General features: G+C 70.2%; 22 protein-coding genes. 16 read left to right on the forward strand and 6 right to left on the reverse strand.

Annotation, left to right across the window (positions count from 1 at the left end; translation table 11 throughout):
• Window positions 1-8 precede the first annotated feature (8 nt).
• Both lspA and KBY90_RS03335 read right to left on the reverse strand, forming a co-directional pair.
• Complete coding sequence (gene lspA / locus KBY90_RS03330; RefSeq protein ID WP_254967046.1) at window positions 9-500, reverse strand: signal peptidase II; 492 nt, start codon at window positions 498-500, stop codon at window positions 9-11.
• Window positions 497-1,072: a biotin transporter BioY gene (locus tag KBY90_RS03335; protein WP_254967047.1), complete on the reverse strand. Its 576-nt coding sequence runs from the start codon at window positions 1,070-1,072 to the stop codon at window positions 497-499. The genes lspA and KBY90_RS03335 overlap by 4 nt, the downstream gene beginning before the upstream one ends.
• A 119-nt stretch (window positions 1,073-1,191) precedes the next feature.
• Here KBY90_RS03335 and KBY90_RS03340 point away from each other — a divergent pair, with 119 nt between their 5' ends.
• Entirely contained in the window at window positions 1,192-1,446 is a 255-nt protein-coding gene (locus tag KBY90_RS03340; protein ID WP_254967048.1) for an NAD(P)H dehydrogenase assembly family protein, read from the forward strand.
• Between the two features lie 28 nt (window positions 1,447-1,474).
• Here KBY90_RS03340 and KBY90_RS03345 read toward each other — a convergent pair whose 3' ends face one another.
• Together KBY90_RS03345 and KBY90_RS03350 are read right to left on the reverse strand one after the other, a co-directional pair.
• On the reverse strand, window positions 1,475-2,767 hold the full coding sequence (locus KBY90_RS03345) for a pitrilysin family protein (RefSeq protein ID WP_254967049.1): 1,293 nt from the start codon (window positions 2,765-2,767) through the stop codon (window positions 1,475-1,477).
• Window positions 2,764-3,999 carry a pitrilysin family protein gene (locus KBY90_RS03350; RefSeq protein ID WP_254967050.1) on the reverse strand — a complete coding sequence of 412 codons (1,236 nt, stop codon included), beginning with the start codon at window positions 3,997-3,999 and terminating at the stop codon, window positions 2,764-2,766. Before KBY90_RS03350 ends, KBY90_RS03345 begins: the two co-directional genes overlap by 4 nt.
• Window positions 4,000-4,129: 130 nt before the next feature.
• Here KBY90_RS03350 and KBY90_RS03355 point away from each other — a divergent pair, with 130 nt between their 5' ends.
• From KBY90_RS03355 to KBY90_RS03405, 11 genes are all read left to right on the forward strand, one after another.
• Window positions 4,130-4,867 carry a phycocyanobilin:ferredoxin oxidoreductase gene (locus KBY90_RS03355; RefSeq protein ID WP_396122512.1) on the forward strand — a complete coding sequence of 246 codons (738 nt, stop codon included), beginning with the start codon at window positions 4,130-4,132 and terminating at the stop codon, window positions 4,865-4,867.
• 77 nt (window positions 4,868-4,944) lie between these two features.
• Window positions 4,945-5,787: an HlyD family efflux transporter periplasmic adaptor subunit gene (locus KBY90_RS03360; RefSeq protein ID WP_254967051.1), complete on the forward strand. Its 843-nt coding sequence runs from the start codon at window positions 4,945-4,947 to the stop codon at window positions 5,785-5,787.
• The gene (devC, locus tag KBY90_RS03365; protein ID WP_254967052.1) at window positions 5,787-6,959 is read left to right on the forward strand and encodes an ABC transporter permease DevC; all 1,173 of its coding nucleotides are present in this window, start codon (window positions 5,787-5,789) and stop codon (window positions 6,957-6,959) included. Before KBY90_RS03360 ends, devC begins: the two co-directional genes overlap by 1 nt.
• On the forward strand, window positions 6,959-7,648 hold the full coding sequence (locus KBY90_RS03370) for a DevA family ABC transporter ATP-binding protein (protein WP_254967053.1): 690 nt from the start codon (window positions 6,959-6,961) through the stop codon (window positions 7,646-7,648). Before devC ends, KBY90_RS03370 begins: the two co-directional genes overlap by 1 nt.
• A 35-nt stretch (window positions 7,649-7,683) precedes the next feature.
• On the forward strand, window positions 7,684-7,839 hold the full coding sequence (locus KBY90_RS03375) for a hypothetical protein (protein ID WP_006910943.1): 156 nt from the start codon (window positions 7,684-7,686) through the stop codon (window positions 7,837-7,839).
• Window positions 7,840-7,906: 67 nt separating this feature from the next.
• A complete protein-coding gene (locus tag KBY90_RS03380) occupies window positions 7,907-8,869 on the forward strand; it encodes a glycosyltransferase family 2 protein (RefSeq protein WP_254967054.1) in 963 nt (320 codons plus the stop codon).
• A 157-nt stretch (window positions 8,870-9,026) separates the two neighbouring features.
• Window positions 9,027-9,740: a 30S ribosomal protein S2 gene (rpsB, locus tag KBY90_RS03385; protein ID WP_254967055.1), complete on the forward strand. Its 714-nt coding sequence runs from the start codon at window positions 9,027-9,029 to the stop codon at window positions 9,738-9,740.
• Between the two features lie 112 nt (window positions 9,741-9,852).
• Window positions 9,853-10,512, forward strand: coding sequence for a translation elongation factor Ts (tsf, locus tag KBY90_RS03390; protein ID WP_254967056.1), 660 nt, complete (start codon window positions 9,853-9,855; stop codon window positions 10,510-10,512).
• A gap of 67 nt (window positions 10,513-10,579) precedes the next feature.
• Window positions 10,580-11,620, forward strand: coding sequence for a hypothetical protein (locus KBY90_RS03395; protein WP_254967057.1), 1,041 nt, complete (start codon window positions 10,580-10,582; stop codon window positions 11,618-11,620).
• Window positions 11,584-14,100: an ATP-dependent DNA helicase RecG gene (recG, locus tag KBY90_RS03400; RefSeq protein ID WP_254967059.1), complete on the forward strand. Its 2,517-nt coding sequence runs from the start codon at window positions 11,584-11,586 to the stop codon at window positions 14,098-14,100. The genes KBY90_RS03395 and recG overlap by 37 nt, the downstream gene beginning before the upstream one ends.
• A 4-nt stretch (window positions 14,101-14,104) precedes the next feature.
• Window positions 14,105-14,821: a M15 family metallopeptidase gene (locus tag KBY90_RS03405; RefSeq protein WP_254967060.1), complete on the forward strand. Its 717-nt coding sequence runs from the start codon at window positions 14,105-14,107 to the stop codon at window positions 14,819-14,821.
• On the opposite strand, the gene KBY90_RS03410 is transcribed toward KBY90_RS03405, so the two are convergent.
• Window positions 14,803-16,593, reverse strand: coding sequence for an NADPH-dependent assimilatory sulfite reductase hemoprotein subunit (locus KBY90_RS03410; protein ID WP_254967172.1), 1,791 nt, complete (start codon window positions 16,591-16,593; stop codon window positions 14,803-14,805). The genes KBY90_RS03405 and KBY90_RS03410 overlap by 19 nt on opposite strands.
• Window positions 16,594-16,709: 116 nt before the next feature.
• Here KBY90_RS03410 and glyS point away from each other — a divergent pair, with 116 nt between their 5' ends.
• Window positions 16,710-18,881, forward strand: a complete 2,172-nt coding sequence (gene glyS, locus KBY90_RS03415; protein WP_254967061.1) for a glycine--tRNA ligase subunit beta — start codon at window positions 16,710-16,712, stop codon at window positions 18,879-18,881.
• Between the two features lie 71 nt (window positions 18,882-18,952).
• Here the strand turns inward: glyS and chlP are convergent, their stop codons facing one another.
• Window positions 18,953-20,377 carry a geranylgeranyl reductase gene (gene chlP / locus KBY90_RS03420; RefSeq protein ID WP_254967062.1) on the reverse strand — a complete coding sequence of 475 codons (1,425 nt, stop codon included), beginning with the start codon at window positions 20,375-20,377 and terminating at the stop codon, window positions 18,953-18,955.
• A 259-nt stretch (window positions 20,378-20,636) separates the two neighbouring features.
• On the opposite strand from chlP, the gene KBY90_RS03425 reads away from it, so the two are divergent.
• The 3 genes from KBY90_RS03425 (at window position 20,637) to KBY90_RS03435 (ending at window position 23,747) form a co-directional block, all read left to right on the forward strand.
• Window positions 20,637-21,329 carry a D-alanyl-D-alanine carboxypeptidase family protein gene (locus KBY90_RS03425; protein ID WP_254967063.1) on the forward strand — a complete coding sequence of 231 codons (693 nt, stop codon included), beginning with the start codon at window positions 20,637-20,639 and terminating at the stop codon, window positions 21,327-21,329.
• Between the two features lie 162 nt (window positions 21,330-21,491).
• Complete coding sequence (typA, locus tag KBY90_RS03430; protein WP_254967064.1) at window positions 21,492-23,300, forward strand: translational GTPase TypA; 1,809 nt, start codon at window positions 21,492-21,494, stop codon at window positions 23,298-23,300.
• 54 nt (window positions 23,301-23,354) lie between these two features.
• Entirely contained in the window at window positions 23,355-23,747 is a 393-nt protein-coding gene (locus KBY90_RS03435) for a DUF309 domain-containing protein (RefSeq protein WP_254967173.1), read from the forward strand.
• The last annotated feature ends 13 nt before the right edge of the window (window positions 23,748-23,760 follow it).

Below are 23,760 nucleotides of genomic sequence, written 5' to 3' on the forward strand. Positions count from 1 at the left end.
AGCCTGGGTCATCGTCTGCGCCCATCACCGGGCTCCGGCGCGAACAGGTCGATCACGAAGCAGAGCACAGCCAGGTTGATGGCCACATCGGCGAGATTGAACACCGGGAAGGACACCGGCATCAGGGCCAGGAAGTCGACGACGGCGCCCAGCCGCCAGCGGTCGATGCCGTTGCCGATGGCCCCTCCGAGCAGCAGCCCCAGGGCCAGGCCGCGGGCCAGGCTGTGGGGAGCGCGGCCCTGCCGCCAGATCCACACCGTCACGCCGACGGCCACCGCCAGGCTCACCAGACCCAGCAGCGTCGAGGACCCGCTGAACAGGCTGAAGGCGGCACCGGTGTTGGTGGTGTGGGTGAACTCCAGCAGGCCGGGGATGAACGGGCGTGCCGGCCGCCCGGCCAGATGGTCGCTGGCCCACGCCTTGGTGAGCTGGTCGGCCAGCACCACCGCGGCGGCCAGCCCAAGGCTGAGGCGGCGGGGGCTGCGCGCTGGGCCGCTCACGGTTGCACGAGCAGCACACGCCGCAGGGCCAGGGCCACCACAGCCACGGCCGTGCACAGCAGCAGCTGGGAGGGCAGGGGGACCACGCTGAAGCTCACCAGCAGCTGCAGGAGATCGCCCCTCCAGCGACCGGCCAGGGCCCCCAGGAGCAGGTTCAGCATCCCGCAGAGCTGGATCACCAGCAGGCCGAAGGCCGCCGTTCCCGTGAGCTTGAGCACATCATTCATGCCGGGCTGGCGGGCCAGCTTGCCCGCCAGCCAGCCGGCGGGCACGAAGCCGGCCAGATAGCCGAAACCCGGATCCAGCAGGTAGCGCGCTCCGCCCCCGCTGTGAAACACGGGCAGCTGCAGCAGACCCAGGCTGAGGTAGGCGACCGCCGCCAGCAGGGCGCTGCGATGCCCGCACACCAGCGCGGTGAGCAGCAGCGCGGGAACCTGGAGGGTGATCGGCAGGGCCACGACCGCCCAGCCGCCTTTGCCCACCGGCAGGGGTGCAGCAGCCTGGATCATGCCCCCGAGCAGGATCAGCAGCAGACCGGCGATCGCTCCGCTCCAGTTGGCCAGGGCCCTCAATGGCTCAGCGTCCAGTTCGCCACAGTCTGAAGGCTGATGCACCTGATGGGCTCGGCAGCGGTGGTCTTGGGCCCCGTGCCAGGGTGCAGGCCTTTGTTCCCGCACTGCCCTGGATGTCCATGGTTGAACCCATCCGTTCCGATGACGCTCCCGCAGCTTCCACCCCGGAGCTGGCGGTGGGGCAGCGGGTGAGCCTGCGAGAACGCCCCGCTTACCTCAAGACGGCTGATCCCATGCCGATGCTGCGCCCACCCGATCTGGTCGATCGGGATGAGGTGGGACAGGTGGTGGAGGTACGGGCCCTGGGCCTGGTGGCCGTGCGCTTCCGGCGCGGCAGCTTTCTGCTGGCGGCCGGGGATCTGCAGCCCACCTGAGCCCGCCGTGGTTGCGCGTCCGGCTGGCTCAGGTGGTGAGGTCCGCCCACGCCCGCTCACCCGCCTCAAGGGCCGCCACCGGACCGCAGAGGCTGAGCACGGGCCGGCCCAGCCAGCGCCGGGCGGCGGCGCGCAGGTCCTGGGACCTGAGTCGCCCGGCCCGCTCCAGGCAGTCCTCCACGTGGCGTTCGCCGAGCCCATGGCCCAGCACCAGGGCCTGACGGTCTGCCACCTGGGCGCAGGTCTGTCGGCCCATGGCGTCCTGACCCCGGAACTTGGCCAGGGCCAGCTCCAGTTCCGCGTCGCTGAGGAGCTCGGCTGACAGCCGCTGCCACTCCGCGATCAGCGCGTCGCAGGCTTCGCGGGCTCGCGCCAGCGAACTGGAGAGGTGGATCACGAACGGCGCGGCGGCGCAGCGGGGCGGCATGTGCACCCCTACGTCATAGGCCAGGCCGCGCTGCTCGCGCATCACCTGGAAGAGCCGGCTGGACATCCCCAACCCCAGATGCGCCTGCAGCAGGCGCAGGGGCAGGGCATCCGGGTGGCCCAGCGGCACGGTGGCGGCGCCCAGCATCACCACCAGCTGCTCGGTGTCCTGCTCCTGCCGGGCCAGCGTTGCCGCTGGCGAAGCCGTTGCGCTCCAGGACTCGGCGCGGGGAGCGCGGGTGGGCCAGGGTCGGGCGGTGAGCAGCTCCTGGAGGCGGTTCTGCAGCCGCTGATCGAGATCACCGCAGAGCACCAGCAACGCGCCGGGTTCAGCCAGGTCCTGCAGCAGCGCGCGCAGCTCCGCCGTGCCCAGCCGTGCCAGCTCGTCCTCCACGCCCAGCGGGTCGTGGCCGTAGGGACCGTCGCCGTACAGCAATCCCCGCAGCCCGTCATGGGCGAGCTGGAACGGGTCCTCCCGCTGGCGCTGCAGGTGCTGGAGATTGAGCTCCCGCTCCAGCTCCACCTGCTCCGGGCTGAGGAGCGGTTCGGCGGCCATCGCCAGGAGCAGAGGCAGCAGATCAGCCGCGTCCTCGCTGGCGCACTTGAGGCTCATCACCAGCGCGTCCTCGCTGGCCTCGGTGCGCAGGCCGGCGCCGCGGCCTTCCACCAGTTCCGCCAGTGCGTCGGTGTCGTAGTCGCCGGCGCCACGGGTCATGCTGCCCGCCAGCAGCTGCATGGCACCGCGCTGGCCGTGGGGGTCGCGGCTGCTGCCGCCGCGGATCCACAGCCGCGCCGCCACCAGGCCCGCCCCGCTGCGCAGCTGGCTCAGCAGCGGCAGCCCGCCGGGGAGCTGGCTGCGCTGCCAGCCGTGGGGAGGTGCTGCGGAGAGGGTCATGCCGGCACCGCCTCGAGCACGCAGGCCCGTTCGGGGGCCAGCAGCGGCAGCACCTCGCGCACCAGGGCCGGTGCATCCCAGCCCTCCAGGTCCCTGAGGGGAGCGTCGAGGGACACCCCGTGACCCCACAGGTGCTGGCTGCCCAGGGTGCCGGCAACCCCGCCGGCCGACTCCAGGCCGAAGCGATAGCCGTTGGCCACGAGGCGCCGGCTGCGACCCCATTCCTCCGGTGGAATCTCCTCCGCGGCCAGCTCCAGCAGCACCGCCTCGATCTCCCGCCGGATGGCCGGCAGGTCCTCCTCCTCGGCGATGGCCTCCAGCAGGCCCAGGCTGCCGCACTCCAGCACGTGCAGGTCGAGGTCGATGCTCTCGACCAGGCGCAGCCGCTCCCGCAGCCGGTCCACAAGCCGGCTGCGCCGGCCTTCCGCCAGCAGGGTGGTGAGCAGGTCGGCGCCCATCACCCCATGCAGGTCGGCGGCCGCCGGCAGCTCCCAGAGCATCATCAGGCGTGCCGATTCCAGCCGGGGCAGGCGCAGGCGATGCTCCCCAGGCCGCACCGCCAGCGGCGGCAGTGCCCGCCTGCCGGTGGCGGCCGGCGCCAGCCGCGCCAGGCTGCTGGCCGCCAGGCGCTCCTGCAGGGCGACCGTATGGGCCGCTCCGGGGTCGAGGCAGCCGCTGAGGATCAGCAGGCAGCGGTCGGCCGTGTACAGGCGACGGTGGAATGCCGCCATCGCCTCGGGCGTCTGGGCCAGCAACTGGTCGCGGCGGCCGAGGATCGGCTCCCCATAGGCGTGCTGCGGGCAGCCGGCTCCGAGCAGCTGCTGCAGGGCCACCTCCTCGGGCTGGTCCTCGCTCTGGGCGAGCTCCTCGAGCACCACCTGGCGCTCCATCTGGAAGGCCTGGTCGTCGAGGCGCGGTTCGAGCACCAGATCGAGCAGCAGCTCCAGCGCCTCCACGGCGCCATCCGGCGGGATCAGCAGGTGGTAGTGCACATCGTCGAAGCCGGTGGCGGCATTGCTGCTGCCCCCGAGCGCCTCCACGCGGCGGTCGAACTCACCGGGCTGCAGATGGGCGCTGCCCTTGAACACCATGTGCTCGAGGAAGTGGGCCATGCCGCTCTCCCCGGCCGCCTCGAACACACTGCCGGCCTGGCACCAAAAATCGAGACACACCAGGGGCGCATCCGGCAGGTTGACGCTCACCACCCGGGCGCCGTTGGCCAGCCGTTGCATCCGGGGCGTCTCCAGGCCCGGCAGAGATGGGGATCCGGAATCCGGGGCCGGAGCGGGCACAGGTGCTGGGGCCAGGGGCAACGGGCAGGCGCGTGGCAGGATCCGCATTCTGCTGGCTGGTGTCGCCGCCGTGACTGCCTCCTCCCCTCCGGGACTGCCGCTGCACCCCCTGGTGGACCGGCTGGCTGAGCGGATCCGCAGCGCCTGGGCCGAGCTGCCGGAGCTGGCCGCCCTGCCGGTGGATCCGGAGCTGGAGGCGATCAGCGGCAGCCTGGATGGCGAGGCGCTGTTCATCCGCAATGAGCTCTACCGCAGCCGGGGGCTGCGCAAGCTCCACCTCGAGACCGCGCGCCTGGGCCTTGGGCTGCAGATCCTGCACTGCGTGTGGTTCCCCGATCCGCGCTGCGACCTGCCCGTGTTCGGAGCCGACATCGTCGCCAGCCCCGCCGGGGTGTCGGCGGCGATCATGGACCTCTCGCCCGTGAGCGGGTCACTGCCGGAGGCCATCCGTGCCGCGCTGGAGGCCCGCTCCCCGCGCGTCTACAGCCAGCCCCGGGACCTGCCCCCGTGGGGCTCGATCTTCTCCCCCTACGTGCGCTTCGTGCGCCCCGCCGGCGCGGCCGAGGAGGAGGCGTTCGTGGAGGAGGTGGGGGAAGCCCTGGGCATCCTGGCCGAGGCCAGCCGCCGCTGCCCGGTTCAGGGGGCCGATGATCCGGCTACGGTTGAGCGATGGCAGGGTCAACTCCGCTATTGCAAGCAACAGAAACAAAACGACAAGACCCGCCGCGTGCTCGAGAAGGCCTTCGATCCCGCCTGGGCGGAGCGCTACATCGAGGAGCTGCTCTTCGACGATCCTCCGCAGCCCTGACCCGCTCGCGCCGGCCCGTCCTGCTGGCTGGCTCGCTGCTCACCCTGACGCTGCTGGCGGGCTTCGGCCTGACGCAGGTGCTGCAGCGTCAGGGCGCCGGCCGTCAGCCTGAGGCCAGCCCCCCTCCAGCCGCCGCCCCGAACCGTCCCGAGCCGGTGGCCGCCCTCGGGCGCCTCGATCCCAGCGGTGAGGTGCATCAGCTGGCGGCGCCGATCAGCGGCATCGGCGGCAGCCCCCGCATCACCCGCCTGCTGGTGCAGGAGGGCTCCCGGGTGCAGGCCGGCCAGCTGCTGGCCGAGTTCGACACCGGCCCGCCCCTGAAGGCCCAGCGCGAGCTCCTCGACGCCCGCATCGCCAACCTGCGCTCCCGTCTGGCGGTGCAGAGCCGGGACATCGCCCGCTACCGCGAGCTGGCCCGCAACGGCGCCATCCCCGGCACCGAGCTGGACAGCCGCGAGAACGATCTGCTGGCCCTGCGGGGTCTGCTGCAGGAGGCCGAGGCCGAACGGCGCAAGATCACCGCTGATCTGGTGCTCACCGAGCTGCGTGCCCCGATCGACGGCACCGTGCTGCGGGTGCATGCCCGCCTGGGTGAACGCCCGGGTGAGCGCGGGGTGCTGGAACTGGGCGCCAGCGAACGCATGGAGGCCCTGATCGAGGTGTACGAAAGCGACGTGGACCGGGTGCGGCTCGAACAGCCGGTGCTGATCACCAGCGAGAGCGGCGGTTTCAGCGGCAGCCTGCGCGGGCGGGTGACGCGCGTCAGCCCCCAGGTGCGCCAGAGGGAGGTGCTCTCCACCGATCCCGCCAAGGACGCCGATGCCCGCATCGTCGAGGTGCGGGTGGCCCTCGAGCCTCAGGACGCGCAGCGCGTGCGCGATCTCACCGGCCTGCGGGTGATCGCCCGGATGGAGAACTGATGGTCTGGCGCGCATGGCGGGGCCGCCGCATTCCCCTGGCCTGGCTGCTGCTCACCCGTCAGCCGATGCGCCTGGCGGTGGCTCTGGCCGGCATCTCCTTCGCCGGCATCCTGATGTTCATGCAGCTGGGCTTCCGGGACGGGCTGTTCGACGCGAGCGTCACGATCCACCGGCAGTTCGATGCCGACCTGGTGCTGATGAGTCCGCGCACGATCAGCTCGATCGGCATGGCCGCCTTCCCCCGCCGGCGGCTGGTGCAGGCGATGGCCGACCCGGCGGTGCGCGGCATCACACCGGTGCACTGGAACCTGCTGCTCTGGCGCAATCCAGAGACGCGCACCACCCGCTCGATCCTCACCCTCGGCTTCGAGCCCTCCGACCCGCTGTTCATCGATCCCGCCCTCACCCGCCAGGCCCAGGTGCTCACCCAGCGCGGGCGGGTGCTCTTCGATGAGCGCTCCCGGCCCGAGTTCGGGCCGATCGCCGAGCGCTTCCGCGCCGGCGAGGTGGTGGAGACGGAGGTGGCCGGCACCCGCGTGCGGGTGGAGGGCCTGGTGAATCTGGGCCCCTCCTTCGGGGCTGACGGCAACATGATCACCAGCCGCGAGACCTTCCTCGAACTCACACCCGCCAGCTCCCCCGGCAGCATCGAGCTCGGCCTGATCCGTCTGGAGCCCGGCGCCGACGCCGCCGCCGCCGCCGAGCGGCTGCGGCGGCTGCTCCCCGAGGACGTGCGGGTGTTCACCAAGGCCGGCTTTGAGGAGTTCGAGAAGACCTACTGGCGCACCAGCACCGCCATCGGCTTCATCTTCACGCTCGGGGCCGCCATGGGGTTCATCGTCGGCTGCGTGATCGTGTATCAGATCCTCCACTCCGACGTGAGCGATCACCTGCCCGAGTACGCCACCCTGATGGCCATGGGCTACCCCCTGCCCTCGCTGCTGCGGGTGGTGGGCCGCGAAGGGCTGCTGCTGGCGGTGCTGGGGTACCTGCCGGCCTATGCCGCAGGTCTCGGCCTCTATGCCCTGGTGCGCAGCGGCACCCGCCTGCCGGTGTACATGAACCTCGACCGCGCCCTGGTGGTGCTGGTGATGATCCTGGTGATGTGCCTGGCCTCGGCCGCGCTGGCGATGCGGCGGCTGGCCGATGCCGATCCGGCGGAGATCTTCTGATGGGTGTGCTGGTGCGGGGGCTGTGCCACAGCTACGGCCGGGGGGCCATGGCGCGCCAGGTGCTGCAGGACGTGGACCTGCACATCGATCCGGGGGAGGTGGTGCTGCTCACCGGCCCCTCCGGCTGCGGCAAGACCACCCTGCTCACCCTGGTGGGGGCCCTGCGGCAGGTGCAGCAGGGATCGGTGCGTGTGCTGGGCCAGGAGCTGGCGGGGGCCGGTCGCGGCAGCCGCCAGCGGCTGCGCCGGCGCATCGGCATGATCTTCCAGGGCCACAACCTGCTGCGTTGCCTCACGGCGGAGCAGAACGTGCAGATGGGCGCCGACCTGCTGCCGGAGCTGGGCTACCGGGCCCGGCGCGACCGTGCCCGGGAGTGGCTGCGGGCCGTGGGGCTGGGTGACCATCTCGGCAAGCTCCCCCACGATCTCTCCGGTGGTCAGAAGCAGCGGGTGGCGATCGCCCGTGCCCTGGCGGCCGAACCGCAGCTGCTGCTGGCCGATGAACCCACCGCCGCCCTCGATTCCCGCAGCGGCCGCGATGTGGTGGAGCTGCTGCGGGGCCTGGCGCGGGAGCAGGGCTGCGCCGTGCTGATGGTGACCCACGATCCGCGCATCCTCGACGTGGCCGACCGGCTGCTGCGCATGGAGGACGGTCGCCTGTTCGGTTCGCTCGCCGAGGCGGTTGGTTAGGGTGAGGGTTCGCAAACCCCTGAGGGCCCGTCCATATGGCGAAACGCCGCAATCTGAAGAAGGAGAAGCAGGAGCGCAACCGTGCCTACGCCCGCAAGTTCAAGAAGCGCAAGCTGCGCAATGACGGCCGTGGCGAGGGTGTCGGCAACGGTGTGACCGGCACGGCCAACAACGGTGGCGCCGCCGACTGATCCGGGCCCATCTCTCTCCCGCTCTCAGGGGATCCCACGGGATCCCCTTTTTGTTTGCAACCGGGACATGTTCCTGAGCGTCGTCATTCCCACCTACAACCGCCTGCCGATCCTGCGCCAGTGCCTTGAGGCGCTGGAGCGGCAGCAGCTGGTCGAACCGCTGCGGGACTTCGAGGTGGTGGTGGTGGATGACGGCTCCAGCGACGACACGGTTGCCTGGATCGAGAGCCATGCCCGGCAGCTGCCCCATGTGCGCCTGATCCGCCAGCGGCACGGGGGCCCGGCCACGGGCCGCAACCGCGGTGTGGCCGCCGCCCGCGGTGAGGTGGTGGTGTTCATCGACAGCGACCTGGTGGTGCGGCCCGACTTCCTGGTCAGCCATGCCCGTGCCCTGGCCGGTGCATGGCAGCGCCACGGCGATCGCCTCTGCTTCACCTACGGAGCGGTGATCAACACGGCGAACTTCGAGGATCCCACCTCCGAGCGCCACAAGCTGCGGGATCTCTCCTGGGCCTATTTCGCCACGGGCAATGTGGCCATCGAGCGCGCGTTGCTGGAGCGCGCCGGCCTCTTCGACACGGCCTTCCACCTCTACGGCTGGGAGGACCTGGAGCTGGGCGAGCGACTGCGGCGCCTCGGGGTGCGGCTCGTACGCTGCCCGGAGGCGGTGGGGTATCACTGGCATCCGGCCCTGACGGTCGCGCAGATCCCCGATCTCATCCGGGTGGAGCGGGAGCGGGCCCGGATGGCCCTGGTGTTCTTCCGCAAGCACCCCACCCGCCGGGTGCGCTTCATCATCCAGTACACCTGGCTGCACCGCGTGCTGTGGGAGCTGCTCACGGCCGGCGGACTGATCAACGAACGCAGCCTGAGGCCGCTGCTGGCCTGGCTGATCCGTCACGGCAGGCCAGCCCTGGCCATGGAGCTGCTGCGCCTGCCCCTCAATCGCATCGGCGTGCGGGCTCTGTTCCGGGAGGCGCGCCAGCAACGTCTCGCGGCAGACGGCCCGGTTGTGCAGACGCCGTTTTGATAGGCTAACCCGGTTCCCTCAAACCGCACACCTGCGCGTTTCGGGTGATCACGTCAATGGCCCCGTGGTCATGGGTGCCGGGACTGCTCCCGGTGTCTCCCCACACGGCCGCCGCGCGATCCCTGGCAGGTGGTGGCCAACCCGAAACCCCACAACCATGGCTGTCGTCACTCTCGCCGAAATGATGGAGGCGGGTGCCCACTTCGGGCATCAGACCCGTCGCTGGAACCCGAAGATGTCGCGCTACATCTACTGCGCGCGCAACGGCGTTCACATCATCGATCTCGTGCAGACCGCCGTCTGCATGAACAACGCCTACAAATGGGTGCGCACTGCAGCCCGCAGCGGCAAGCGTTTCCTGTTCGTCGGCACCAAGAAGCAGGCATCCGAAGTGATCGCCCAGGAGGCCACCCGCTGCGGAGCCGCCTACGTGAATCAGCGCTGGCTGGGCGGCATGCTCACCAACTGGACCACCATGCGCGCGCGCATCGAGCGTCTCAAGGACCTGGAGCGCATGGAGAGCTCCGGAGCCATCGCCATGCGCCCCAAGAAGGAGGCGGCCGTGCTGCGCCGTGAACTGGAGCGCCTCCAGAAGTACCTGGGCGGTCTCAAGAACATGCGCCGCCTGCCCGATGTGGTGGTGCTGGTGGACCAGCGCCGGGAGTCCAATGCCGTGCTCGAGGCCCGCAAGCTCGACATCCCCCTGGTCTCGATGCTCGACACCAACTGCGATCCCGACCTCTGCGATGTGCCGATTCCCTGCAACGATGACGCCGTCCGCTCCGTGCACCTGGTGCTGAGCCGTCTGGCCGACGCCATCAACGAAGGCCGCCATGGCTCCGGCGAGCCCACCGACAGCGACGAGGGCTGAGCCCTTCGCTCAAGGGAGCGCTGGGCGCCCATCCGCACCAGCGCTGCCACCCTCTGCAGCCACCCTCTGCTGCCACCGTCTCCCTCTTCTCCGTCCCCAGATTCCTCACCCCATGGCTGAGATTTCAGCGAAGCTCGTCAAGACCCTGCGCGACAAGACCGGCGCCGGGATGATGGATTGCAAGAAGGCTCTCGCCGAGACCAACGGCGATACCGAAAAAGCGATCGAATGGCTGCGCCAGAAGGGCATCGCCAGCGCCGAGAAGAAGGCGGGCCGCACCGCCGCCGAAGGCGCCATCGGCTCCTACATTCACACCGGTGCCCGCGTGGGTGTTCTGGTCGAGGTGAACTGCGAGACCGATTTCGTGGCCCGCGGTGAGATCTTCCAGGAGCTGATCCGCAACGTGGCGATGCAGATCGCAGCCTGTCCCTCCGTCGATTACGTGAAGGTCGAGGACATCCCGGCCGACGTGGCTGACCGCGAGAAGCAGATCGAGATGGGTCGTGACGACCTGGCCGGTAAGAAGGAGGAGATGAAGGAGAAGATCGTGGCCGGCCGCATCGGCAAGCGACTCAAGGAAATGGCCCTGATGGATCAGCCTTACATCAAGGACAGCACCATCACCGTGTCTGAACTGGTGAAGCAGGTGGCCGGCAAGGTGGGCGAGAACGTGCAGGTGCGCCGTTTTGTGCGCTTCAACCTCGGCGAGGGCATCGAGGTGGAAACCGCCGACTTCGCGGCCGAGGTGGCCGCAATGAGCGGCGCCTCCTGAGTCCAGACCCATCACAGCCGAATCTCCTCTGTCCGGCGGTCAGGTCCAGGCCGACGCCCTCAGCGAGGTGCGACGGCAGATCGAACACGCCAGCGTGACCCTGCAGGGCGTCAATCCGGCGCTCTACCGGGACCTGGCCCTCTACCTGCAGGTGCTGCGCGAACACCTGCCGGACGCCGTGGAGAAGGCCCTGTTTCATCTGGCCACGCGCCTCCACCCCCGGCGCTACTGCGAGCTGCCTGCCGATCGGCGCCGCGGCCTGCATGAGCGCGCAGCGGCGCTGGTGCGGCAGGCCGGCAGCCTGTTCACCGTCGAACAGCTGGTCCAGCTCGCCGCTGCACTGGCCAGCGGCCGCCAGCAGCGGCAGCAGGCGTGGCTGACCCAGCTGCGAGCTGTCGCAGCCGACAGCGACCACGATGCTGGGGCCGGCGCTGCCGGCGAAGCCGATGGTTCCGTGCGGCTGAGTCTGGCCCCCCCCGTCGCCATGACCTGGTGGCGGGGACACGAGGCCTGGCCAGCCGGCGGCGACCGGGGCGAAGCACCCGGCGGCGATCCTCCGGACCCTTCCCCGGACGACGGCCCCGATCAGGCTGCCGATCCCTTCGCTGAAATCCCTGCTGGGCATCTGCGCGAAGGTGCGCCCCCGCTCTGGGATTCAGGGCTGCTGCCCCGTGAACCGGTGGAGCTGCTCACCTGGCTCGACGGCATCGAACGGGCGCTGGCGCGCCGGCTGCTCGATCTCTCCCATGGCCTCAATGCCGAGCTGCTGCGAGCTGGCCTGAGCCACAGCCTGCTGCCGCTCAACCTCCTCGAGGCCGCCCTGAGCGGACAACTGGAGCAGCTGGCGGCCCCCGCCAACCTGCTGCGCCTGCAGCTGCCCGTTCCCGACCCCCTGGCCGGTTCACTGGAGTCGGTGGCGCTGCTCCTGCGCACGGCCGACCTGGAGCTGGACTACCCGCGCCTGCGCACCTGCCGCAGCCGCCTGCAACGCCACCGCCAGGAGGTGCGCAGAATGGCGGAGCGGCACCGGCGCCTCAGGCGCCGTCTGCAGGCCCTCGAGGCGGAACAGCTGTGGCGCCAGGACAACCCCAGGTACCGACAGCTGTAGATCCGGCCGCCGCCGAGTCCTGGTTCCGCACCCTTCACCAGGCCCTGCAGCTGGAGTCCGACAGGGGCTTCGGTGACCTCACCGGCCGGCGTGAGCGCTTCAGCGTCTTCCTTGCCCGCAGCCTGCGCCAGCCCCCGGAAGGGTTGCGCCCGGCTGCCACCGAGCTGGAGCTCGCTGAGCAATTCACCCGCTACTCCGACCTCACCCAGAGCCAACGGCAGCACCTGGTGACACGCTGCCGCCAGTGCCTGCAGGCTTGGCGGCAACGCAGCAGGCCGGCGGATCCCCCGGGCCCCCCACGGCTGCGCCTGGTGGAGCCCGCCCCGGCCCCAGCTGCCCTGGCCCGGCTGACGGCAGACACACCCCTGGCGGAGATTCCCGGTGTGGGCCCACGCACCGCAACCCGGATGGCGCAGCTGGGCCTGTTCGTGGCCCGAGATCTGCTCCACTACTACCCCCGCGACTATCTCGATTACGCCAACCTGGTGCGCATCCATGCCCTGGAGCCCGGCACCACGGCCACGATCGTCGCTGCCGTGCGCAGCTGCCGCACCTTCGTCAGTCCGCGCAATCCGCAGCTGGCGATCCTGGAGCTGCAGCTGGCCGATCCCACCGGCCGCATCCGGGTGAGCCGCTTCTACGCTGGCAAGCGCTTCACCTCTCCCGCCTGGCTGAAACTGCAGCAGCGCCAGTTTCCCAGCGGCGCCACCGTGGCGGTGAGCGGACTGGTGAAGGACGGGCCCTACGGGCCCCAGTTCCAGGATCCCCTCATGGAGGTGCTCTCCAGCCCCCAGGCCCCGGTGCGCTCCACCCAGATCGGCCGTCTGATCCCGGTGTACGGGCTCACCGAGGGCCTGGGGGCCGATCGTCTGCGTCAGGCCATCGCTGCGGTGCTGCCGTTGCTGCCGGGCTGCCCGGATCCGCTCCCCGAGCCTGTGCGCCAGGCCGAGGGCCTGATCGAACGGGCCTCGGCCCTCCAGCAGATCCACGCCCCCGCCAACCGGGACCAGCTGCAGGCCAGCCGGCGGCGGCTGGTGTTCGATGAGTTCCTGCTCATGCAGCTCGGCCTGCTGCAGCGCCGGCGGCAGCTCACCGCCAGACCCGCTCCGCCGCTTGCGCCCGGCGCCGCCCCGCACGCCGGCAGCCCCGCCGGCGGGGCGGGCGTGGTGCAGCGCTTCCTGGAGCTCCTGCCCTTCGGTTTCACCGCCGCCCAGGAACGGGTGCTGGCGGAGATCCGCGCCGACCTGGCCCGCGAGCAGCCGATGGCGCGGCTCCTGCAGGGGGATGTGGGCAGCGGCAAGACCGTGGTGGCGGTCGCCGCCCTGCTCACCGCTGTGGAGGCCGGCTGCCAGGGAGCGCTGATGGCTCCCACCGAGGTGCTGGCGGAGCAGCACCATGCGCGTCTGGCCGCCTGGCTGCCGCGGCTGCATGTGAACTGCGGGTTGCTCACCGGCGCCACGCCGGCGCGGCGGCGGCGCCAGCTGCTCGACGACCTGGCCAACGGACAGCTGCAGCTGCTGGTGGGCACCCATGCCCTGCTCGAGGACCCGGTGCAGTTCGCCCGCCTGGGGCTGGTGGTGGTGGACGAGCAGCACCGCTTCGGGGTGCGCCAGCGGGACCGCCTGCTCCACAAGGGCCTGCAGCCCCATCTGCTGACGATGACGGCCACCCCTATCCCCCGCACCCTGGCGCTCTCGCTCCATGGCGACCTGGAGGTGAGCCAGATCGATGAACTGCCCCCCGGCCGCACCCCCGTGCGCACCCGCCTGCTGAAGGCATCTCAGCGGCAGGAGGCCTACGACCTGATCCGCGCCGAGGTGGCCCGGGGCCAGCGGGCCTATGTGGTGCTGCCGTTGGTAGAGGAGTCGGAGAAGAGCGATCTGCGCTCGGCGGTGGAGGTGCACCGCCAGCTGGCCGGCGAGGTGTTCCCCGACCTGCGGGTGGGCCTGCTGCACGGCCGCATGGCCAGCGCCGACAAGCAGACGGCCATCACCGCCTTCGCCCGGGGCGACACCCAGCTGCTGGTGAGCACCACGGTGGTGGAGGTGGGGGTGGACGTGCCGGAGGCCAGCGTGATGGTGATCGAGCACGCCGAGCGCTTCGGACTGGCGCAGCTGCATCAGCTGCGCGGGCGGGTGGGGCGTGGTGCCGCCGCCTCCCATTGCCTGCTCGTGCATGACGGTCGCAATCCGCAGGCCCGGCAGCGTCTGGAGGTGCTGGTGCGCTCCAGCGATGGCTTCGAGATCGCCGAGATGGACCTGCGCCTGCGTGGCCCGGGCCAGGTGCTCGGCACGCGCCAGAGCGGCCTGCCCGATCTCGCCCTGGCCAGCCTCGCGGACGACGGCGAGGTGCTGGAGCGGGCGCGCGAGTTGGCCCGCCGGATTCTGGAGCGCGATCCCGAGCTGAGTCAGCTTCCCCATCTGGCGGCGCTGCTGGCCCGGCAGCGCCGCGCCCTCAGCCAGCCCGCCCCCCTGAACTGACGCGATGTCCCGCCGACCCTGGAATGCGATCCCCATCCGTGATGCCGGCGAACCGCTCGAGCCGCTGCCTGAAGCCCTCTGGCGGCTGGAGCCCCATCCCTATGCCGCCCTGGGGGCCCCCTACGGCGACAGCGGCTCTCCGTTCCGCCTGCGCAGCGGTGTGATCCGGCGGCTGCTGGAGGCCGAGGAGCTGCTGCACCTGGACCAGCCCGCCTGGCGTCTGGCGATCTTCGACGCCTGGCGGCCCCTGGCCGTGCAGGCCTTCATGGTGGAGTACAGCATCGCCAGCACCTGCCGGGAGCGGGGCCTGGACCCTGAGGCAGCCGGCCCGGGCCGGGACGCCGTGGCCGCCGAGGTGGGCCGTTTCTGGGCACCGCCCAATCCGGATCCCGATGCTCCGCCGCCCCACAGCACCGGCGCCGCCGTGGATCTCACCCTGGCCGGGCCCGATGGCGAGCCCCTGGAGATGGGCTCGGCCATCGACGCGATCGGCGCGGTGTCCGAGCCCGATCACTTTCTTCACGCCTGCAGCGGCTGCCCGGACCCGGAGCTCCAGGCGCGCTACCGCCGCTGGCACGCCAGGCGCAGTCTGCTGCGGCGGGTGATGGAACAGGCGGGCTTCGTCCAGCACCCCAACGAGTGGTGGCACTTTAGCTGGGGTGATCAGCTCTGGGCCTGGCGTCTGGGCGCAGCGGCGGCCCGCTACGGGCGGGTGGCCTGAGCGGCCAGCAGTCGCTCCACCTCCTCACGGCCGCTCTTCACCACGAAGTCGCCGAATCCACGCCGCATCCCTGCCTGCCGCCAGGCCAGCAGCAGCGGCTCGAGGGTGGCCTCCAGGGCGTCGAGGGGCATCTTCTCCAGGTAGGGCTCAGCGAGTCGGCTGAGCTGGGCGCTGCCGCCGAGCCAGAGCTGGTACTGATCGACGCCGCTGCCCACCAGGCCGATCTCGGCCATGTACGGGCGGGCGCAGCCGTTGGGGCAGCCGGTCATGCGCACCAGGATCGGCTTGTCGATCCGCAGACGCTCCAGCAGGGACTCCAGCCGTTCCAGCACCGCCGGGAAGATCCGCTCCGATTCGGTCACCGCCAGCCCGCAGAGGGGCAGCGCCGGACAGGCGATGCCGTGACGGGAGAGCAGGGAGGTGTCCTCCGGCTTTTCCCAGCCCAGGGCCGCCAGCTCGGCCTTGAGCGTGGAGCGCTGGGCGGTGCCGATGTTGCAGAGCAGCAGGTCCTGGTTCGGGGTGATGCGCACCTCGAGCTTGTAGGTGTCCACCAGCCGCCGCAGGCCCGCCTTGCGTTCACCACCGAGACGGCCGCAGAGCAGCGGCAGCCCCACGAACCAGAGCCCCTGGCTCTGGCGATGCCAGCCGAGATAGTCCTCGAGGCGCCGCCGGGGTTCGTCCCGCAGGGTGCGGATCGGGTGCTGGAAGTAGACGCTGCGCAGCTGCTCGCGGAACCAGTCCACCCCGTGGTCGTGAATCAGGTATTTCATGCGGGCGTGGCGGCGCTGCTGGCGGTCGCCGTGATCGCGCTGCAGGGCCACGATCGCCTGCACCAGATCGAGCACGTGCTCATAGGCCACGTAGCCGAGGGGATCGGCGGTGCGGGCGAACGTCTCCTCCTTGTTGTGGGTGCGGCCCATGCCGCCGCCCACGTAGACGTTGCAGCCCTGGGGGCGGCCCTGGGGATCGCAGAACAGCACCAGGCCGATGTCCTGGGTGAGCAGATCCACCGAGTTGTCGCCCGGCACGGTGACGGCCACCTTGAACTTGCGCGGCATGTAGGTGGAGCCGTAGAGGGGCTCGGCGGCGTCGCCGCTGAACACGCCTCCCTCGCTCTGGCGCTCCCTCACCCGGCGGGTGGTGCCGCTGGGCTTGATGCGGTAGCTCAGATCCCCATCCACCCAGAGGTCCAGGTAGGAGCCCTCGGCTGCCTGGGGCACCAGCAGATCGGCGAGGTCGTCGGCCAGCTGGCGGGCGGCCGGGTAGGCGCCCTTGGCATAGGGGGCCGCGGGGGCCATCACGTTGCGGTTGATGTCCCCGCAGGCGGCCAGGGTGGAGCCCAGGTGGCGCACGATCGTGCCGATCACCTGCCTGAGGTTCTCCTTGCGCACCCCGTGCATCTGGAAGGCCTGGCGGGTGGTGGCCCGCAGGGTGCCGTTGCCGAGCTGATCGGCGAGCGCATCGAGGGCCAGATAGAGGTCGGCGGGGATGCGGCCGCCCGGACTGCGCAGGCGCAGCATCATCTGCCAGTCCTTCTCACGCCCCTTCTGACGGTTGTCGCGATCGTCCTGCTGATAGGAGCCGTGAAACTTGAGAATCTGGACCGCCGGCTCGGAGAAGTTCGGCAGGTCGTTGCCGAGTTCCGTCAGCAGCGGCTCACGCAGGTGACCGCTGCCGGCCTTGAGCTGTTCGAACTTGGTGGGCGCAGCCGTCGAGGCCGCCGTTGAGCCGGGAGCTGACCGGGTGGATCCGGCAGACGCGTTGGCAGTCACGGTCACGCGGTCATGTCCTCAACCCGCCGACCGTAGCGAACGGCAGGGGGGTGGAGCTGACAGGGTTCCGGCGGCGACCGGATTCATAGAGTTGGCCCCTGCCGTGGCTTGGTTCCGTGTCGTCGTTTCTGCTGGAGATCGGAACCGAGGAACTGCCCGCCGACTTCGCCCGTCTCGCCCTCCCCCAGCTGCAGGCGCTGGTGAGCCGCGATCTGGCTGACCGCCATCTCCAGCCGTCCGCGCTCCAGGTCACCGGCACCCCGCGTCGTCTGGCGGTGCTGGTGGAGGGTCTGCCCGCTGCCCAGCCCGACCGGCACGAGGAACGCAAGGGCCCACCCGCCTCCCAGGCCTTCAGCGCCGGGCAGCCCACCCAGGCTGCCATCGGTTTCGCCCGCCGCTGCGGGGTGGAGCCGGCGGCCCTGGAGGTGCGCGAAACTCCGCGCGGACCTTTCGTGTTCGCCAGGGTGGTGGAGGCTGGCCAGCCGGCCGCCGCCGTGCTCAGCGAGCTCATCCCCGGATGGATTCAGGCCCTCCAGGGCCGCCGTTTCATGCGCTGGGGTGCGGGCGAACGCCGCTTTTCCAGGCCGATACGCTGGCTGGTGGCCCTCCTGGACGCGGAGGTGCTGCCCGTGGAGCTGGAGGGTTGCGACCCCCCGGTCCAGGCGTCCGCCGGCAGCCGCGGCCATCGCCTCACTGCCGAGCCGGTGAACATCCGCTCAGCGGCCAGCTACCGCGACGATCTCGCCGCTGCGGGTGTGGAGGTGGACCGGCAGGCCCGTGCCGACTGGATCCGCTCCGCGGTGCACAGCGCCGCGGAGCGCCACGGCGCCAGGGCCGATCTCCCCGCTGAGCTGTTCGACGAGCTCGTGGATCTGGTGGAGGCACCTCTGCTGATCGAGGGGCGGATCGAGGAGCGCTACCTCGCCCTGCCGCCCGAGGTGCTCAGCACGGTGATGCGCGCCCATCAGCGCTACGTGCCCCTGGTGGACCGCCAGGCCTCCGCCGATCCGCTGGCGCAGCACGCCCGCGGCGAGCTGCAGCCCCGTTTCCTGTGCATCGCCAACGGCCGTCCGGAGGCCAGGGAGACCATCCGCCGCGGCAATGAACGGGTGCTCAGGGCCCGCCTGGCGGATGCGGAGTTCTTCGTGAGCAGCGACCGCGCAACCGCCAGCATCGATCGTCGCGACCGCCTGGCCCAGGTCACCTTCGCCGAGGGGCTGGGTTCCCTGCGGGACCGGGTGGAACGCATGGAGTGGTGCACGGACGTGCTGCTGGAGCAGCTGCGCCTCCCCGCCGCCGCGGCCGGTCACGCCCGGCGTGCCGCCCATCTGTGCAAGCACGATCTCGTCAGTCAGATGGTGGGCGAGTTCCCGGAGCTGCAGGGGGTGATGGGGGGCAAGTACCTGCTGGCGGAAGGGGAGCACCCCCAGGTCGCCCTGGCCGTGCTGGAGCACTACCTGCCCCGGGGCGCCGGAGACGCCCTTCCCCAGTCCGATGCCGGCGCGGTCGTCGCCCTGGCCGAACGGCTGGAACTGCTGCTGAGCATCTACGCCACGGGCGAGCGCCCCAGCGGCTCATCCGATCCCTACGCCCTGCGTCGGGCCGGCAACGGGGTGCTCCAGATCCTCTGGGACCGGCAGTGGCAACTCGACCTGCTCGCCGTGCTCGACCGCGGTGCCGAGCACTGGAGCTCGCTCCTGCCCCACTTCCGCATCGATGCCGCCGCGTTGGCGCAGGATCTGGCCGAGCTGCTGCGGCAACGGCTGGCGAGCCTGCTGGAGGACGCCGACGCCGGCGTGGCGGTGGATCTGGTGCAGGCGGTGGCCGGTGACAGCGTGCCCGTGGAGCGTCTGCTCAGGGACCCCGCCGATGCCCGGCAACGGGTGGATCTGCTGCTGGATCTGCGCCAGAACGGACGCCTCGACGCCGTGCGCGCGGTGGTCACCCGTGCCGCGCGGTTGGCGGAGAAGGCCGATCTCGCCGGCGATGTTCTGGGCGTGGATGGCACCGTGGACCAGAGCCTGTTCGAGCAGCCCAGCGAGGCGGCGATGCTGACGGTGCTCCGCCGCCTGGAGCCCCTGGCGCGGGCCGGTCGTTCCCACAGCTACGGCCATCTGGCCGAGGCCCTGGCCGCCAGTGCTGGAACCCTGGCTGAGTTCTTCGACGGCGAGCAGAGCGTGATGGTGATGGCCGACGATCCGGCCGTGCGGCGCAATCGTCTGAACATGCTGGCGCTGCTGCGCAATCAGGCTTCGGTGCTGGCCGATTTCAGCTGCATCAACGGCTGACACCCACCAAAGGGCTGACAACCACACGGCTGACCATCATGAGCTGAAATCGGCCTGCCGGCCCGGGGTGGTCAGGCCACCCCGGCCGGTTCCCGCTCAGCGCTGCGGCTGTCTGCTGCTGCCGCTGCGGCGGTGCCGTCGGCGGCCGAGGCTGCGGCCTCCGCCTTGGCCTCACGCTTCTCGCGCGAGGCGTTGATGCCGCCCTTGATGCTGCTCACCGCCAGCATCGCGTTCACCTCCTCGTCGCTGCGCACCGTGCTCGGCACGGGCTTGTAGCTCTGGGGTGCGAGGGCGTTGCCGCGCAGCACGGCCCCAAGGGTGAGGAAGGTGAGCTTGAGCTGCTGCCAGGGGTTCATCGCCACCACCCGCTTGTAGAGGTAGCTGTCGAAGGTCAGCCGCTGCACGTCCTTGTCGTCGCACATCTCCACGAAGGCTTCCCTCGCCGCGTCGTTGCGGTAGAAGATGTTCTGCAGAATTTCCAGCACCTTGTAGGTGGTGCCGTACTGGCGGTCCCACGTCTTCAGATACTTCTTCAGATCGGCTTCGCTGGGAACACGGGTGCCGCCCTGGCTGGCTTCCACGATCTGCTCGGCGCACATGCGGCCGCTCTTGGCGGCGAAATAGATGCCCTCGCCCGAACTCTTGGTGACGTAGCCGGCGGCATCGCCCACCAGGGCCATGCGACCCACCACACGCCTGGGGCGCGGGTGCTCGGGGATGGGGTGTGCCTCCACCTTGATCACCTCACCCTTGATCAGGCGCTTCTTGGCCCGTTCCCGGATGCCCACCTGCAGGCTCTTGATCAGGGCCTGGTTCTCCTGCATGGTGCCGGTGCCCACGGCCACATGGTCGTACTTCGGAAACACCCAGGCGTAGAAGTCCGGTGAGACGTCGGTGCCGACATACATCTCGGCCAGATCCTCGTAATAGCTCATCTCCTCGGGCGGCAGCTTGATGCGCTCCTGGAAGGCGATGGCCACGTTGTAATCACCGGCATCCATGGCCTTGGCCACCCGGCTGTTGGCTCCGTCGGCACCGACGATCAGGTCAACCTCCAGGGTGCGGGTCTCGCCGGTGGCCTCACCGCCGCTGTAGTCGGAGTAGGTGAGGGTGTAAGGACCCTGGCGATTCTTGCCGGTGTCGATCTTGGTGACCAGACCGTTGATCAGATGGGCTCCGAGGTCGGCGGCACGGTTGCGCAGGAATGCGTCCAGAACCTCCCGCCGGCACATGCCGATGTATTCCTCCTCGTTGTCAAGATGGATGTCCACCTCGCGGTTGGAGGGCGAGATCATGCGCATGTTGCGCACCTTCCTGTCGATGATGGAATCAGGAAGATCAAATTCACTGACCATGCAGAGGGGAATGGCGCCCCCACATGGCTTGGCATTGTCGAGCTTGCGCTCGAAGATCCAGGTTTCGATGCCGGCCTTGGCCAGAACCTCGGCGGCGCACGATCCACTGGGACCGCCACCCACTACTGCCACTCGCAACATCGAAAGATCGTCCCGCAGGGAGTTGGAAGTGGCCGGAACCTAACACCGTTGCCACGGCTGTCGGGGCCTGCTTGCCGCTTCCCAACTAGGATCTTCACCGTGTGTTGCCCGCCGGTGACACAGCGCGGCCATCCCCGCCGCGGCCGTCCCCTTCTCCACGTCACCAGCCATCGCCCCGCAGCCGTCAGCTCCCCAGCCCGGAGGCGCCCGCCTGCGGGCCCTCACCGGCGGGCGGGTCGCTGCTGCCGACGACATCCCCGTGGCCGAGCGGGCCAGGGTGCCGGTACCCGTGTGGCAGCAGCTGCTGAGTCGTCTGGGCCTGCTGGCGCTCGTGGTGTCGCTCGCGGGCCTGGGGCTGCTGCTCCTGTTTCCCCGGTCCCTGCGGCTCTGGCTCAGTCCTCCGCCCGTGGAGGGCCTCGACGCCCGCACCACGGCCGATGGACGCCTGCTGGGTCACTTTCCCTATGGCGAAGCCTCCCCGGAGACCCTGGTGGAGGTGGCTCCGGGCCAGGCCCTCCACCGCGATGCAGCCCAGGCGCTGCTGGGGATGCAGCGGGCCGCCGCCGCCGACGGGGTGCAACTGGTGCTGCTCAGCGCCTTCCGCCCCGTGGCGCTCCAGAAGGAACTGTTCTTTGACGTGAAGTCGGAGCGCAACCAGAGCGCCAGAGAAAGGGCCCAGGTGAGCGCTCCCCCCGGGTTCTCCGAGCACAGCACCGGCTACGCCGTCGACCTGGGCGATGCCCTGGCACCCCAGAGCCACCTCTCGGTGAGTTTCGAGCGCACGGCCGCCTTCGCCTGGCTGGAGGCCAACGCCGCCCGTCACCATTTCATCCTTTCGTTTCCTCCCGGCAATGCGCAGGGAGTGAGCTACGAGCCCTGGCACTGGCGCTTCGAGGGCTCCGCCGATGCCCTCCAGCTGTTCGAGGCCGCCCACCGCCTCGAGCGCGACTGAGCACGCCTGACCATGCCTGCCCACCGGGCCTGACCAAGCCTGAGCACGGCCCAGCACATGGCCCAGGACATGGCCCCGCATGCTGCCTGTCCCGGGCGCTGCCAGGCCAGTAGGCTAGGGTGAATGCTGGGCTACAGACCAGAACGCAGGAATTCTTAAAGTATGAGCGCCGTCCATCCCGGCACGCCGATTCGCAATATCGCGATCATCGCCCACGTTGACCACGGCAAAACCACCCTGGTGGACGCACTGCTGGCGCAGTCCGGCATCTTCCGCGACAACGAGGCGGTGCCCACCTGCGTGATGGACTCCAACGACCTGGAGCGGGAGCGCGGCATCACCATCCTCTCCAAGAACACCGCGGTGGATTACGAGGGGATCCGCATCAACATCGTCGACACCCCCGGTCACGCCGACTTCGGCGGTGAGGTGGAGCGGGTGCTGGGCATGGTGGACGGCTGTCTGCTGATCGTGGACGCCAACGAGGGGCCCATGCCCCAGACCCGCTTCGTGCTCAAGAAGGCCCTGGAGAAGGGCCTGCGCCCGATCGTGTTCGTGAACAAGATCGACCGGGCCCGGGTGGATCCCGAGGTGGCCGTCGACAAGGTGCTCGACCTGTTTCTGGAGCTGGGCGCCGACGACGACCAGTGTGATTTCCCCTACCTGTTCGGCAGCGGCATGGGCGGCTATGCCAAGCCGGACATGAAGACCGACAGCGACACGATGAAGCCGCTGTTTGACGCGATCCTGCGCCATGTGCCGCCGCCGGTGGGCGATGCCGAGAAGCCCCTGCAGCTGCAGGTCACCACGCTGGATTACAGCGACTTCCTCGGCCGGATCATGATCGGCCGGATCCACAACGGCGTGATCAAGGCCGGCCAGCCCGCCGCCCTGATCCGCGACGACGGCTCCATCAAGCGCGGGCGCATCAGCAAGCTGCTGGGCTTCCAGGGCCTGCAGCGGGTGGAGATCGACCAGGCCAGCGCCGGCGACCTGGTGGCCGTGGCCGGTTTCGATGAGGTGAACATCGGCGAGACGATCGCCTGTCCCGACAACCCCGAGGCCCTGCCGCTGATCAAGGTGGACGAGCCCACCCTGCAGATGACCTTCGTGGTCAACGACTCCCCGTTCGCCGGCAAGGAGGGCAAGTTCGTCACCAGCCGTCAGGTGCGCGACCGCCTGCAGCGGGAACTGCTCACCAACGTGGCCCTGCGGGTGGAGGACACCGACTCGCCGGACCGCTGGGCCGTGAGCGGCCGTGGTGAGCTGCACCTGGGCATCCTGATCGAGACCATGCGCCGCGAGGGCTACGAGTTCCAGGTGAGCCAGCCCCAGGTGATCTTCCGCACGATCGACGGCACCCCCCACGAGCCCTTCGAGACCCTGGTGCTGGATGTGCCCGAGGAATCCGTGGGCGCCTGCATCGAGAAGCTCGGCATCCGCAAGGCCGAGATGCAGAATATGGAGAACACCAACGACGGCCGCACCCAGCTGGAGTTCCTGGTGCCGTCCCGGGGCCTGATCGGTTTCCGGGGCGAGTTCATCCGCGCCACCCGCGGCGAGGGGATCATGAGCCACTCCTTCCTCGACTACCGGCCGATGCAGGGTGAGTTCGATGCCCGCCGCAACGGCGTGCTGATCGCCTTCGAGGAGGGCACCGCCACCTTCTACGCCCTCAAGAACGCCGAGGACCGTGGCCAGTTCTTCATCAGCCCCGGCACCAAGGTCTACAAGAGCATGATCGTCGGTGAACACAACCGGCCCCAGGACCTGGAGATCAACGTCTGCAAGACCAAGCAGCTCACGAACATGCGCTCCGCCGGCGCCGAGGAGCTCGACACCCTGCAGGCGCCGATGCAGATGACCCTGGAGCGGGCGCTGGAGTACATCGGTCCCGACGAGATGCTCGAGGTGACCCCCGAGTCGATCCGCCTGCGCAAGCTGCCCGCCAGGAAGCCCGCCAAGCGCTGAATCCGCCCCCGCGGTGCCGTGTCCCTGCCTCCGGATCCCGATGAGACGGTCCTGATGGCCGATCCTCGCTTCCGCGAGGCCGTCGCCCTCTTCAATGCCGGCGCGTGGTATGCCGCCCACGACGGCTTCGAGGAGCTCTGGCACGAGACGGCCGGGCCTCTGCGCCCCGTGCTGCAGGGAATCCTGCAGCTGGCGGTGGCCCAGCTGCATCTGGAGCGGGGCAACCGCCGTGGCGCCACCATCCTCACCGGCGAGGGGCTGGGTCGCCTGCGCTCGGCGCCCGAGCAGGCCCTGGGACTCGATCTCGTGGCGCTGCGGACCAACGCCGGCTGCTGGCTGCAGCTCCTGCAGCAGGATCGGCCGCTCGATGGCGCTGCCCTGCCGCCGCCGCGGCTGGGGCCTGCCCTGCCCCGAACCCGCCCAGAGGCCCCCGGGGTGGATCGGTAGATTGCCTGCACCG

The sequence above is a fragment of the Cyanobium sp. CH-040 genome, from assembly GCF_024346135.1.
Classification (GTDB): domain Bacteria; phylum Cyanobacteriota; class Cyanobacteriia; order PCC-6307; family Cyanobiaceae; genus NIES-981.